The following is a 12,969-nucleotide window of genomic DNA, read 5'->3' on the forward strand; positions in this document are numbered from 1 at the left end:
GAACCAAGGATTGCTTCATTCTAACGTAGAGTCTACCACTAATTTTCAAATATCTAAGTGATATATAGTAGACCGGAACTCCTTGTACCATTAGGGGTTCCGGTCTTTTTTCGTTATTTGCCGCTGAGAGTCTATGCTACTGTTTTCTGTCGGGCACATACTTCCCGAAGTCGGGAATGGCAATACGATCAAACTCATTGACCAGCTTTCGCAAGTTGTCCGCGAGCAATGTGCCTGCCATCGGGAGACCATGACCAGTGACAGCCACGGCAGGCTGCAGCTCCTCCAGCTTGCGTACAGATGCCCAGGCAGAGTCCCAATCCGGTGTAAAATAGCGGGGCGGCCCGCTGATTTCCGGCTCTTGGGCCAGCACCTTGTAGAGCGACTCTTGCTTGACGGTCACAAACGCATCGCCAGCCAGGAGAGTGCGGTCCGCATCGCGAAAGAAAGATACATGCCCCGGCGTATGACCAGGCGTATGAATCCAGCGAAATCCCGGCATGTGGGGAACCGTCCCGTCATTGGGGAGAGGCTGCACGTGCGGTCCCAAATCAATCGGTTCATTCGGAAACAGCATCGACAGCTTGGCGATCATTCCTCCTTCGACACTTGGATCCGGCTCCGGATAGCTCATTTTTCCCGTCAAAAAGGGAAGCTCCAGCTCGTGGGCATACACGGGAATCTTCCAATGGTTGACCAGCTCGATGATGGCGCCAACATGGTCGAAATGACCGTGGGTTAATAGGATCGCTCGAGGGCGGCTGCCTGCACCAAACCGGTTCTCGGTGACGGAGATAATTTCGTCAGCGGATTCCGGCATGCCGGCGTCCACTAAAACAAAATCTGTGGATTTGGAGTCTCCGACCAGGCAAATGTTGACGATCTGAATGGTATGGCAATATACATCCGGCTGCACCTCCAAGCCTAGTCCGCTTGCGATGGAGGTTGCAGGGATATAGTTGTAATCATTCCCGTAAGACATCTCGTTTTCGATGTTCATGGATAGACGCTCCTTGTGAATGGATGTGCTGCCACAAGGTTAGCGTTCCTTACTTCCTCCGCAACTATTACAAATTATGGATGGCGCTGGCTTTTTTCCAGCCATCATTGATTGAAAAGAAGCGAAGCTCCAGCAATGCCTGGATGTGTCATCTCATATGGATCGAGAATCAAATCCAGTTCTTCCTCAGTCAGTACATTATGCTGCAGGCAAAGCTCGCGCACAGATTTGCCGGTGAGAATCGCTTCTCTGGCAATGCGTGCAGCCACCTCGTATCCAATATGAGGGTTAACGGCAGTGATAATGCCCGCGCTCTTTTCCACGTACGCCTTCATCACCTCTTCATTCGCGCTGATCCCATCCAGACAGTATTCCTTGAAAACGCGGAAGGCATTGTTCATCATGCTGATCGACTGAAGGAGATTGAAGACCAAGACTGGCTCCATGACATTCAATTCCAACTGGCCTGCTTCAGAGGCAAGGCAGATTGTATGGTCATTGCCAATGACTTGGAAGGCGACCTGGTTGACTACTTCCGCCATTACCGGGTTTACTTTGCCTGGCATGATAGACGAGCCTGGCTGCCTTGCAGGCAAGGAGATTTCCCCCAGTCCGGCACGCGGCCCGGAAGCCATCAAGCGCAAGTCGTTGGCGATTTTGGACATATTGATCATACAGACCTTCAGAGCAGCGGAGACCTCTGTGTATGCATCCGTATTTTGTGTGGCGTCAATCAAATCTTCTGCGCCAACCATTGGAAAACGGCTGATTTCAGCGAGATGCTTCACCACGCTCTCGATATAGCGAGGGTCGGCGTTCAAGCCGGTTCCCACAGCTGTCGCCCCCATGTTCACCTCATACAAATGCTGGCGCGATTGTTTGATGCGAACGATATCGCGGGTCAGTACTTTCAGATAGGCATGAAATTCCTGACCAAGACGGATCGGCACTGCATCCTGAAGATGTGTTCTGCCCATTTTGATGACATGGTCAAACTCCTTCGCCTTGCTGGCAAAAGATTCACGCAATGCTTCCATCGTCGTGAGCAATTTTTCTAACATCATAAGAGTGGACAGGTGGATCGCTGTAGGGAAGGCGTCGTTTGTCGATTGAGACATGTTTACGTGACTGTTCGGGCTTACCTGAAAATAATCGCCTTTCTCAAAACCGAGGATTTCCAAAGCGCGGTTGGCGATGACTTCGTTGGCGTTCATGTTGATGGAAGTACCAGCGCCTCCTTGGATGGGATCTACGATAAATTGCTCATGCCAGCGCCCGTTGATGATCTCGTCTGCTGCCGCTACGATCGCTTGCCCGATGCGGCTGTTTAATTGCCCGGTTTCCATGTTGGCTAACGCCGCAGCCTTTTTCACGATTGCCATGGCTGTAATCAGTGATTCGTGTATGCGATAGCCAGTGATTGGGAAATTTTCAATCGCTCGCAACGTTTGTACGCCATAATACGCATCTTTTGGAACTTCCTTTTCCCCTAAAAAATCCTTTTCGATTCGCTTATTGACAAGCTCCTCCATAGTCTGCATCTCCTATCACAAGAATTGATTGAGTGTACTGATGGTTGACTTCACCGTGGAATCATAAATCTGTGGTTGAACATGTATTTGCTGACTTTTGGATGTTCCAGTGCGGCCGAAGTTGACCGTTGTCATAATGGTACCGCAGTTCGGAATGAAAACGTATCCGTTAACGTCCGGAAACATCCCGCCAAATACTGTCGTGGCAGTCCGCGTGGTGTCCTCAACACCATGTGGTTGGGACGAACCTCGACTTCTTATGATTATCGACCATCTATCCTGTTTTGACTAGATAAAAAGTTTGTTTTATACATATGAAAAGAAACAAGGTCGAAAGTTTTACGGCAAGTAGGCACGGGGGAATAAAGAAAAAAGCCTTGAAGAGAGGGTATCCCCAAGGCAAATACTTGCTTTGCACACTGTTTTTTCATTGGATGGAGAATCTACTGCGATCAGAGCACAAGCCGGAATCCTGAAACTGTAAGGAGCCGGCTTGTCTTTGTTTCGGCCCCGTTTCTACACAATCCCTATCTCCGCATCCGTTAAATAGCACTGCGGATCGGAAGACCAGTAATTGCCATCATAACCATATGCCCGCGGACGGAAGTTGCCATTGCATACCTCAAAGTACTGGCATTGGGCACAACGGCCGGTAATCAATGCTTTGCGGCTGCGCAGCCCCTCCAATACAGGGTGGGAGCCGCCCCAAATCTCCGCGAAGATCTGCTCTCGCAAATGACCGAGGGAGATGTGCTGGCTGAACTGATCAGGATGCACGTAGCCTTGATGGTCAATGTTGCAAATGGCGATGCCGGAGCGATTGCCGCCGTTGCGCAGCAGTTTTTGATAGATGCGCTCCGCCAGCTCCGGCTGCTCTTCCCGCACCTTCAAGTAGAGATAGATGCCGTCAGCGTGATTATCTACGGTCAGGATTTCCCGGGCGGAGCCTTTGGCTGCAAACCGCTGGATGGCATCCACAATCAGATCGAGCGCTTCCCGGCTTTGTTCATGGGAAATATCATCCTCGACTGCGCCGCGGCCTGCATAGACGAGATGATAGAAGCAGGCCCGCGGGATATTTTCTTCCTCCATCAACTGCAGGATTTCCGGAAGAGAGTCAATATTGTGCTTATTCATCGTAAAGCGCAGCCCCACTTTTTGCCCTTCAGCCAGACAATTGCGAATCCCCCGCAGTGCGGCTTCAAAGGCACCCTCCTTGCGACGGAAACGATCGTGAATCGCTCCGATCCCGTCCAGACTGATTCCTACATAGCTTACCCCCAGCTGTTTCAGCTGCTTTGCTTTTTCGGAGGTGATCAGCGTACCGTTCGTGGAAAAAGTGACACGGATGCCATGGGCGATGGCACGTTCGGCCAGCAGCATAATGTCCGGTCGAATTAAAGGCTCTCCCCCGGAAAACAGGATCACCGGCACTTTGGCCAAAGCGAGCTGATCGATTACGCTGAGCGCTTCCTCGGTAGTAAGCTCGCCATCGTATTTTTTCGCCTCCGAACTGGAATAGCAGTGCAGACAGTTCAGATTGCAGGTCCGTGTGACGTTCCAGACCACTACGGGTCCATGGTTGGTGTGGGTCCCCATTCGTTGTCCTTTTGCCTCAGCGGAATAACGCAGTTGGTCGCCGAAAGTGACGGTTGTTTCCAGCAGGCTTGATAAGCCGATCATCGCAGTTCCCCCTTGCCATTCATTGGTTTCCAGATGTTTCCCTTGGTCAGGTTCATTCTAGCAATCCAAACACCGTGAATGTGTGATCTTGTTCACATCGTCCCCTTTCCGAATCAACTACCATGAGAGTGCAGGTGGAGGGAGGAGAACAACATGGCTTTCAAGCCAACCGAGGATGAAACATGTTTTCCGCAGTTGTTTATTACCGATCACGAACAACTTCAGGCATATATGGAAAAATTGAAGCGACTGGCTTACCAGAGCAAGCAGTGGGATGAGCAGATGAGTGAGGAAATCGGAGTCACGGTCCAGAAGATCCTGCGCAAATTGCAAGAGCATCATGAGCGGGAGGAAGTGTTTTTGTATTCCGTGATGCAGGAGGTAATGGGGAGCTCTGCCCAGCCTATCGTGATGATGAGGCACGAGCATGACTTGCTGATCAAGCAGCTGAGCCAGCTTTCCGAGGAGATCCGTGGATGCGGCGGCCACGAGCAGGAGGCAGAGCAGCTGAAAGCGGTAGCGACGTCTTTGATCCGCCTGTGGCATGATCATTCGCAAAAAGAGGAGATGCTGCTTTTTCCAATGGCCAAGCAGCTCTTGACCGCTGAGCAAAAAAGAGCGTCGATCCACGCGATGAAGAAACAGCAAAACGATGAGCATAGCGGACGCCCGGCGATGAGCGCCTATGCGGAAAATCCGTTTATCGCCATCTGGGAAGTGACCCGCGCATGTGCCCTGCGCTGTCTGCATTGCCGTGCGGTTGCCCAGCCCCATCGCGATCCGCGTGAGCTGTCGACGGAGGAAGGGAAGCGGCTGATTGACCAGATCCACGAGATGGACAATCCGCTTTTGGTATTTACAGGCGGTGATCCACTGATGCGCCCGGACTTGTTCGAGCTGATTCGGTACGCGGTAGCCAAAGGCATGCGTGTCTCGATGACGCCAAGCGCGACTCCGCGTGTGACCGAGGAAGCGATTGTGCGGGCGAAGGAAGCGGGGCTGGCGCGCTGGGCATTCAGTGTGGATGGTCCGAATGCGGAGGTCCATGACCAGTTTCGCGGTACGAGAGGCTCGTATGATTTGACTGTCAAAGCGCTGTCTTTGCTGAAGAAGCATGGATTGCCGATCCAGATCAACACGACGGTATCCCGATATAATGTGCATTTACTGGAGGAAATGGCGGAGCTCGTGGAAAGCTGGGGAGCCGTACTTTGGAGCGTCTTCTTTCTTGTTCCTACCGGGAGAGGGCAAGCGGAGGATATGATCTCAGCCGAGGAGCATGAGCAGGTATTTGAATGGTTGGCTGAAAAAAGCAGCAAAGTGTCTTACGGCATTAAAACAACCGCGGCGCCTGCGTATCGACGGGTGCTGCTCACCAAACGGAAAAAAATCGAAGCGAGCCCCGGGGGAGCCTTCAAACGGCCGGATGCCATCGGTCGTTCGCAGCAAGGCGTGACAGACGGAAAAGGCTTTGTCTTTATTTCGCATATTGGGGAGGTCTCTCCGAGCGGTTTTCTCCCGTTGCCATGCGGAAATATCCGTGAGCTTCCGCTTGCCCGGATCTATCGGGAGTCTCCTGTTTTCTCGCAGATCCGCAATCCGGACTTGCTCAAAGGAAAATGCGGCGTCTGCCCTTATCGGGAAACTTGCGGTGGGTCCCGGGCCAGAGCCTATGGCATGACTGGCGATTATCTGGAGAGCGATCCTTCCTGCGCGTACATTCCACCGGGCTGGATAAAGGATGAGGGGGAGCTTGTATGCAGCAAGCCTTGAAAAAAGAAAAGCCAGCCTTGGTCATCCCGCGTGAGCATGGCGTATGGGCGATGTTTTGCGCCCCTTTTTTGCTGGGAGCCATGCTCTCTGATGCCAACATGCTGCATCTGTTGGCAGGGATGGGCCTATTGGCTGGCTATATCGTGGTGAATGCCTTGTTCGAGTTTTTGTGGAGACGAAAAACCAGCACCTGTGTGCTGCGCACAGTCCTTTTGTTCGGAGGAGTGGCCATCGTTTGTCTGGCCTACCCGATGTTTGCCCGCCTGCATGCTTTTTGGCCGATGCTGATCATGGCAGGTCTGCTGCTTGTCCCCGTATGGTTTATCCGGCATAAATCGGAGCGCCACTTCCTGAATGACTTGATCGGCATCATCGGCTTGACCATGCTTCTTCCGCTTGCCGCTGGCCTGGGGCACGGAGCTCCCGGCCATGAGATCGCCACAGCCATGCTGCTGAATATCCTGTATTTTACCGGAAGCGTTTTTTTCGTCAAAGCGGTATTCCGCGAACGAAGCAACCTGCGCTTTCATTTTATCGGGATGATGTACCACTTGGTGCTGTTGGTGCTGCCAATTGCCGCACAGCTGTCTTGGCTTGTGTCCTTGATGTTTCTGCCCGGGGTGGCCAAGATGGCGGTCGCGGTAAAGGGCGAAAGACTGTTGCCCAAGACTGTAGGCATCATCGAAATCGTCAATGTCATCTGGTTTCTCGCCTGGAATGGTTGGCTTTACCGCTAACCATTACTTTTTCATTTGCTGCAGAAAGCTGTTGGTATTCAAGCCGGTACGGCGCAGCTTGGCGATCACTTGCACCTTGACCTGGGCTCGTGCAAATTCTTTGTCCCACTGGTTTTTGACCTTGTTGTAATACTTTGGAGCGTAGATGTGCATTTTTTCCCCAAAGCCGAACACATCGGCTTTGTATTTTTTTTGTATGGTGGCAATGGCGGATGCGACTTCTTTCCGGATGTAATCTGCGGTTAGCGTCTCATATTTCATGGTCGTCTCCACCTTTTCGAGTGGATCCTCGCATTCCGAGCCGTCCAGCCTGGTTTCGACTTTAATCCCCACTTTGATGACGGGCTTGCCGTTTTCGTAAGCAACTTCCACGTTTGTGTTGGAATTATACACACGCATATTCAGATAGGCATTTTTCTGGCATGGAATGGTGAGGGAGGTTCTGCGCAGCTTGTCTTGCGTCCACAAATAAACCCGGGAGTAATGGACGGGCAATATCCCTAGCATTTTCTCTCCTTTAAAAACAGCAAACCCGATTACCTCTACGAGGCCATCCGGGGTTGGCTTTTGTATATTGTCAACGGAAGCGCCTTTTTCCTTTGAACCGCGGATACGGACGACCGCTGCAACCGGCTCGCGTCCCTTTGATACAATGGCATTCACAAAGTCCTTCAGCCGAATATTTGGATCGCCGCCCCAATCTTTCGTTAACGTATCCAATTGGACATGAATTTTGGCAGTGGAGATTCGCTGCAGCGGGTAAAGCATACGCAATACATCCACTGCTTGACACTCGGTGGCGACGATGATGTTGAAGTCGTTTCGGATTTCCCGATCACGCTCCATGAAGTCGAGAAACTCAAGCATCCCTGCACGGGCAATCTGCTCGGAAATGACCACCGTGCGCATATGGGAGAAAACAGCCTTGCGGGATAACCCGATATTCGTTTTATGGGCAAGTTCGGAAATGGAGTTGCCCTCAATGCTGTAAACGACGGTAGGAGTCCCTTGGCTCCTTGTTTTCGGATTAAGCTCTGCGGCGTTGACCCCTTCCAGACTTAATCGATATTTGGCGTTCTTTCCTTTATCGATGGCCATTCCTGAGATAAGGGAAATCTCATTTAATTCCTCACGATCCCAACACCCGGCAAGCGTGATAGAAGAGAATGAGAGCAAAATCAGCCAGATCGTCAGCTGCTTCATGACGGCCTCCCATCAGGCGGAGGAGAGGGAGACTCCGCCCTCGGCTGCTTGATCAGGTCTTCGGTGTGCAAAAAATAAGGCCGTTTCTTCATGGCCCACATGGGTGAGCGAATAAAGACATCGTTTTGATCTGCTACAACCAATGGGGCTAATGGTGCCAGATACGGTATGCCAAACGAGCGCAGGCTGCACAGGTGGCCGACCATGATCATCAAGCCAAGGATAACGCCATAGAGCCCCAAGAACGCGCCAAGCAGGATCATCGAAAAGCGGAGCAGCCGCGACGACATGGAAAATGAATAAACCGGGCTGACAAAGCTGGAAATAGCCGTAAGCGCGACGATAATTACCATAATGTTGGAGATGATCCCTGCTTCCACTGCCGCTTGGCCGATGACAAGTCCTCCGACGATGGATACCGTCATCCCGACAGCACGGGGCATCCGTATTCCCGCTTCCCGCAAAATTTCAAAGGTGAGCTCCATGAGCAAGGCTTCCACGACGGTTGGAAACGGGATCCCTTCGCGCTGGGCCATGATGCTGATCAACAACTGGGTCGGCAATAGCTCGTGATGATACGTGATGATAGAAACATAAGTGGCTGGCAAAAGCAGCGAAAGCATAAATGCCGCATAGCGAACGATGCGTATAAAGGAAGCCATCATATATGGCTGATAATAATCTTCGGAAACCTGAAAGAAATCATTGAATGTCGCTGGCAAAATCAAGACAAAGGGACTGCCTTCCGCAATGATCGCCACTTTCCCGGTTATCAGATTGGCGGCAGTGGAATCAGGACGCTCGGTATTGTAGGTGAGCGGGAAAGGGGTCAGCGTCTTGTCGGCGATGAATTCCTCAATAATGCCTGTATCAAAGATCGCGTTGGTTTGCATGTTATTCAGACGGATCCGCACTTCCTCCAGGATGCCCGGGTTGATGATGCCCTCGATGTAGGCAAGATAGACAGGGGTCCTGGTTTCCGTACCCAGCGTGTACGATTCAAAACGAAGCGCCGGATTCAGGATGCGTCGGCGGATCAAACTCATATTGACATCGGCCGATTCGGTAAAGCCATCCTTCGGTCCTTTGACAATCGTCTGTGTGGAGGGCTCTTCAATGCTTCGGTAGGAAGACCCTTGAATTTTGAGAACTAAAGCACAGGGAGAAGATTCCACAAATAACGCTACAAAACCCGCAAGCATTAAATGGATAATCTCCTGCCATTTGTTGGAAATCTTGTATTCGATGCCGCGCAGCATGGTCTCACAATAGGTTTCCAGATTTTGTTCGTATTTCGGCATCTCCTTGGAAATGGCGAGTGGACCGATAATCTTTTCGGCAATCAGCTTGGCATCAGTCATGGAAGAAAGAAACACGAGAAGGGCAGGCTGGTTTCCAAACATGATTTTGCTGGTAGCCAGGTCAGCTGTGTTGCCAAAGGTTTGCGATAAAAGTTCCAGGCATCGATCGATCTGGTCAGGGACGCTTTGCGGCTGGGGTGTACGGGGGGCCAGCGAAGCCGCCACGGTTGCTTTGACTTCTTTTTTCTTGCGATGAAACCATTCAGCCGGATTGACCATGCGCATCCTCTCCTTTTTTCTTCTGACGTGCGTGTTTCCAGAAGAGCATAATTGTCAAGAGTAGCGGAAGCCCTTGCTGATAAGGGAGATCCCACAAGATCTGTTGAATGGTACCGATTTCCTTTTTATATTCTGCGTAGTTGGCAGCAAGAAATACGGATAACATTGCCACCAGCATGCTAATCGGTATGGAGAAGCGGCGGTATGGAATCCCTGAAAGATATTCCAGACCTTTTAAGGCAGCTAACAGGTAGATGCTTGCTTTCACAAAGACCCCCAGCAGCAGCACGAACACCACAAGGGCATCCAGCCGTTCGATAAAATTCGCAATCGAGATGTCACGAATCGCACTGATAAAGGGAAAGGTGGTCCGTTCCGATTGTTCTACTCCGAGGACGGCTATGCGAAGCGCTGACATGCCAGCCAATAAAAAGCCCGAACACGCGACGGCCCACACAGCCACTTTTTTCGTATGAATGAAGTCAGCTGTAATAGGCAGAATGAGCATAAATGCAACGGTTTCCCCCATTGGAAAGGTCGTGAGTGAAGGATACGCTGTGCGCAGAATGGGAAATATCCCATGTTCCAAGACAGGACGCAGCTGATACGGTTGAATCGATCCGTTGATGGCCAGAAAAAGAATCATGAGAAACAGAAAGAATAAGGCGTAAGGAATAAAAATCTCCACAGAACGGGCAATTACCTCGATCCCCATATAGGCAAAGTAGGCGAGCACAAGCGAAAAGGTCAGGACGATGACTTCAATCGGCGTGTTGGGGAAGACCACGACGACAATCAATTCGCCGAAGTCGCGTAAGACGAAGGCCATGCTGTGCAAAAAGTAACAGACATAGAGAAAGCTGAACAGCAAGGCGATTTTTCTGCCATAGGCGATCTCCAACAGCTGATACAGGTCCTTCCCTGGGTAGAGAAACAGCAGAGAAATGTACCAGCGGATGAGGCCAACGCCGAGAATCGTTGCAAGGATGAAAGCGATCCAGACATCTTGGGCTGCTTCTTTTCCGACACCGACGATGAGTGCGGTGCCCAGCTGAAAACTGATGATCAGAAAAAAAAGCTGTGATAACGAAATTTTTTCTTTCAACGCATGCATGCATTAGTCCCCCGTGTCATCTTGGTTGCCCGTCCCATTTCCTGCCGCTTTTTTTTCTGCGCATATCAATCACTGCGGAGACAGCCAACCCGCTTGCATAGCCAAAAAGCAAAAAATATTTGCCAGTACTGATATCCATATCGAAAAGGAGCCGGATGGCGTCCACCAAGGTTCGGCCGTAGAGAAGCATGTCAAGCATGGTATAGAAACCCAGCAGATAGAATGTGACAAGAAGCACATAAAGGGTTACCATATGTTCCCACCCATCTTCCTCATATCCATTTATTATCGGTTAGAGCCATGCGGTTTCATACAAGCCAGCCCTATGCATTTGTTCACCAAACTGTTGAGAACGCCATGTTTCTTTGTGCTATACTGAATGGTGAGTTTTGGATATACAGCGTTGCTCGTGAACGCATGAGATAATGGTGAAAAAGGAGTGTACACAGATGGCAGAAAATGAAGCATTGCTCACGCTGGAGGGCTGGTTTTCCTACCATGATTTCCGCAAATTGAACTGGGAGAAATGGAAAGCGGCTTCTCCACAGGATCGCCAAAGCGCGATCGATGAATTGTTGAGCCTCGTGGCAAGCTGGGAGCAGAGCGAAGGGGCAGAAACCGGGAGCACAGCACTCTACGCGATGCTTGGCCATAAGGCGGACTTCGGATTCATGTTCCTGCGTCCAACGATGGAGGAGCTGCAGGATATCAAAACGGCCTTTAACAAGACGCGTTTTGCTGATTTCACCGTATCCGACTATTCGTACATATCGGTTGTCGAATTGAGCAACTACGTCAACAATCCTGGCGAGGATCCAAAAGCAAATCCGCATGTGCGCGATCGCCTGTATCCGATCCTGCCAAAATGGCAGCATTTCTGCTTCTATCCGATGAACAAAAAACGTTCCGGCGAGGACAACTGGTACGTGATGACAATGGAACAGCGCAAAGAGCTGATGAAGGCCCATGGTATGACTGGACGCAAATACGCGGGCAAGGTCAAACAAATCATCGGCGGCTCCGTAGGCTACGACGACTGGGAGTGGGGCGTAACCCTGTTCGCCAACGATCCATTGGAGCTGAAGCATATTGTGTATGAAATGCGCTTTGATGAGGTCAGTGCTCGCTATGGCGAGTTCGGCAACTTCCTGGTAGGCAACCTGCTGACGAAAGAAACCATCGCAAGTCTGTTGCAAGTATAGGGATAGGAAATGCGAGAGTCCGGTTCCATGATGGCCGGGCTCTTTTTCCTTTTTCAATCGGATTAAACATTGTTATAATGGGAGAGGTTATCCGGAAGACTCATAGGCCGGAGAATGAAATGTACGGTGAAAGAGGTTAACCTTGATGAGCAGAAAGCAAGTGGGCATTCCCTTAAACAGTCCGTATCGCCGCATTTTTGAGTATACGCTGTTGGTGCTGGGTACGCTGATATTGGCGCTCAGCTTCAATTTGTTTTTAAACCCCAACCAGATTGCTTCGGGGGGCGTATCCGGACTTTCTACGATTATTTACAATTTGATGGGCATCAAGCCGGCGTTGACGCAGTGGGCGTTAAATGTCCCTTTGTTTCTTTTGGGGCTATGGCTGCTGGATCGACATTACAGCCTGAAAGCGGCAGTCGGCTCGATTCTGCTGCCATTGGCGGTGATGCTGACCAGTCATTTGCCCCCGCTTACGACCAATACGCTCTTGGCCAGCATTTATGGAGGAATCGGTGTAGGCTTGGGGATCGGTCTGGTCTTTCGCGGCAGAGGATCGACGGGCGGTTTTTCCATCGCTTCGCAAATTCTGCATAAATACAGCGGGCTGAGCCTCGGGGTATCCGTAGCCGTTTTTGATGGCTTGGTCATCCTGTTGGCAGGCTTCATTTTCTCACCGGAAAAAGCGTTATATGCATTGATTGGTCTGTTTGTGACAAGCAAAACGATCGATATTGTGCAGATGGGTCTGGTTACATCCAAAGTGGCCTATGTGATCTCTTCGTCCACCGATCGCTTGCGGGAGGCGATCTTGTATGATCTGGATCGCGGACTTACGCTATTGAACGGGGAAGGCGGCTATACTGGGGATGACCGCAGCGTATTAATGGTCGTCGTCAGCCAGAGTGAGGTCAGCAAGCTGAAGGTACTGGTGCGCTCGGTTGATCCCGATGCCTTTATCATTTTGACCGATGCCAGCGAGGTTGTCGGGAATGGATTCCGTAGTGGATGAGTGGTCGCTTCGTGGCTGCGGTGGGGAGAGCATGTTTCGAAACTCCGCTTCATTCTCCGCCCCTCTGAAAGTTAATACTGTCCGCTCCACAGCGAATCGCAGGGGTCCGCAAAAGTGGGGGCGCTTCGTGGCT

11 protein-coding genes and 1 pseudogene are annotated in these 12,969 nt (G+C 51.0%); 5 read left to right on the forward strand and 7 right to left on the reverse strand.

Features of this window, described 5'->3' with window-relative positions; all coding sequences use genetic code 11:
- Positions 1 to 136 precede the first annotated feature (136 nt).
- The 3 genes from EIZ37_RS01530 to EIZ37_RS01540 form a co-directional block, all read right to left on the reverse strand.
- Complete coding sequence (locus EIZ37_RS01530; RefSeq protein WP_134682896.1) at positions 137 to 994, reverse strand: MBL fold metallo-hydrolase; 858 nt, start codon at positions 992 to 994, stop codon at positions 137 to 139.
- A gap of 110 nt (positions 995 to 1,104) precedes the next feature.
- Positions 1,105 to 2,532, reverse strand: coding sequence for an aspartate ammonia-lyase (gene aspA / locus EIZ37_RS01535; protein WP_134682777.1), 1,428 nt, complete (start codon positions 2,530 to 2,532; stop codon positions 1,105 to 1,107).
- A 516-nt stretch (positions 2,533 to 3,048) separates the two neighbouring features.
- A complete protein-coding gene (locus EIZ37_RS01540) occupies positions 3,049 to 4,215 on the reverse strand; it encodes a radical SAM/SPASM domain-containing protein (RefSeq protein WP_134682778.1) in 1,167 nt (388 codons plus the stop codon).
- 153 nt (positions 4,216 to 4,368) lie between these two features.
- Between EIZ37_RS01540 and EIZ37_RS26295 the strand changes: the two are divergent.
- The 3 genes and pseudogenes from EIZ37_RS26295 to EIZ37_RS01550 form a co-directional block, all read left to right on the forward strand.
- Positions 4,369 to 4,854 (forward strand): annotated as a pseudogene (locus EIZ37_RS26295) (hemerythrin domain-containing protein); the annotation flags it as partial.
- A gap of 36 nt (positions 4,855 to 4,890) precedes the next feature.
- A complete protein-coding gene (locus EIZ37_RS01545) occupies positions 4,891 to 5,988 on the forward strand; it encodes a TIGR04053 family radical SAM/SPASM domain-containing protein (RefSeq protein ID WP_235827868.1) in 1,098 nt (365 codons plus the stop codon).
- Positions 5,973 to 6,725: a YwiC-like family protein gene (locus EIZ37_RS01550; protein WP_134682780.1), complete on the forward strand. Its 753-nt coding sequence runs from the start codon at positions 5,973 to 5,975 to the stop codon at positions 6,723 to 6,725. Before EIZ37_RS01545 ends, EIZ37_RS01550 begins: the two co-directional genes overlap by 16 nt.
- 3 nt (positions 6,726 to 6,728) lie before the next feature.
- Here EIZ37_RS01550 and EIZ37_RS01555 read toward each other — a convergent pair whose 3' ends face one another.
- From EIZ37_RS01555 to EIZ37_RS01570, 4 genes are read right to left on the reverse strand one after another with little or no spacing between them, the layout of a single operon-like run.
- Positions 6,729 to 7,928, reverse strand: coding sequence for a Ger(x)C family spore germination protein (locus EIZ37_RS01555; protein ID WP_134682781.1), 1,200 nt, complete (start codon positions 7,926 to 7,928; stop codon positions 6,729 to 6,731).
- Entirely contained in the window at positions 7,925 to 9,508 is a 1,584-nt protein-coding gene (locus tag EIZ37_RS01560) for a spore germination protein (RefSeq protein WP_134682782.1), read from the reverse strand. Before EIZ37_RS01560 ends, EIZ37_RS01555 begins: the two co-directional genes overlap by 4 nt.
- On the reverse strand, positions 9,492 to 10,622 hold the full coding sequence (locus tag EIZ37_RS01565; protein ID WP_134682783.1) for a GerAB/ArcD/ProY family transporter: 1,131 nt from the start codon (positions 10,620 to 10,622) through the stop codon (positions 9,492 to 9,494). Before EIZ37_RS01565 ends, EIZ37_RS01560 begins: the two co-directional genes overlap by 17 nt.
- Before the next feature lie 16 nt (positions 10,623 to 10,638).
- Positions 10,639 to 10,875 (reverse strand): hypothetical protein, encoded by a 237-nt coding sequence (locus tag EIZ37_RS01570; RefSeq protein WP_134682784.1) that lies wholly within the window; start codon positions 10,873 to 10,875, stop codon positions 10,639 to 10,641.
- 196 nt (positions 10,876 to 11,071) lie between these two features.
- Here EIZ37_RS01570 and hemQ point away from each other — a divergent pair, with 196 nt between their 5' ends.
- Together hemQ and EIZ37_RS01580 are read left to right on the forward strand one after the other, a co-directional pair.
- Positions 11,072 to 11,824, forward strand: coding sequence for a hydrogen peroxide-dependent heme synthase (gene hemQ, locus EIZ37_RS01575; protein ID WP_134682785.1), 753 nt, complete (start codon positions 11,072 to 11,074; stop codon positions 11,822 to 11,824).
- A 145-nt stretch (positions 11,825 to 11,969) separates the two neighbouring features.
- Positions 11,970 to 12,836, forward strand: coding sequence for a YitT family protein (locus tag EIZ37_RS01580; RefSeq protein WP_134682786.1), 867 nt, complete (start codon positions 11,970 to 11,972; stop codon positions 12,834 to 12,836).
- The last annotated feature ends 133 nt before the right edge of the window (positions 12,837 to 12,969 follow it).

Origin of the sequence: Brevibacillus migulae (genome assembly GCF_004521915.1) — a bacterium.
GTDB lineage: Bacteria > Bacillota > Bacilli > Brevibacillales > Brevibacillaceae > Brevibacillus_F > Brevibacillus_F migulae.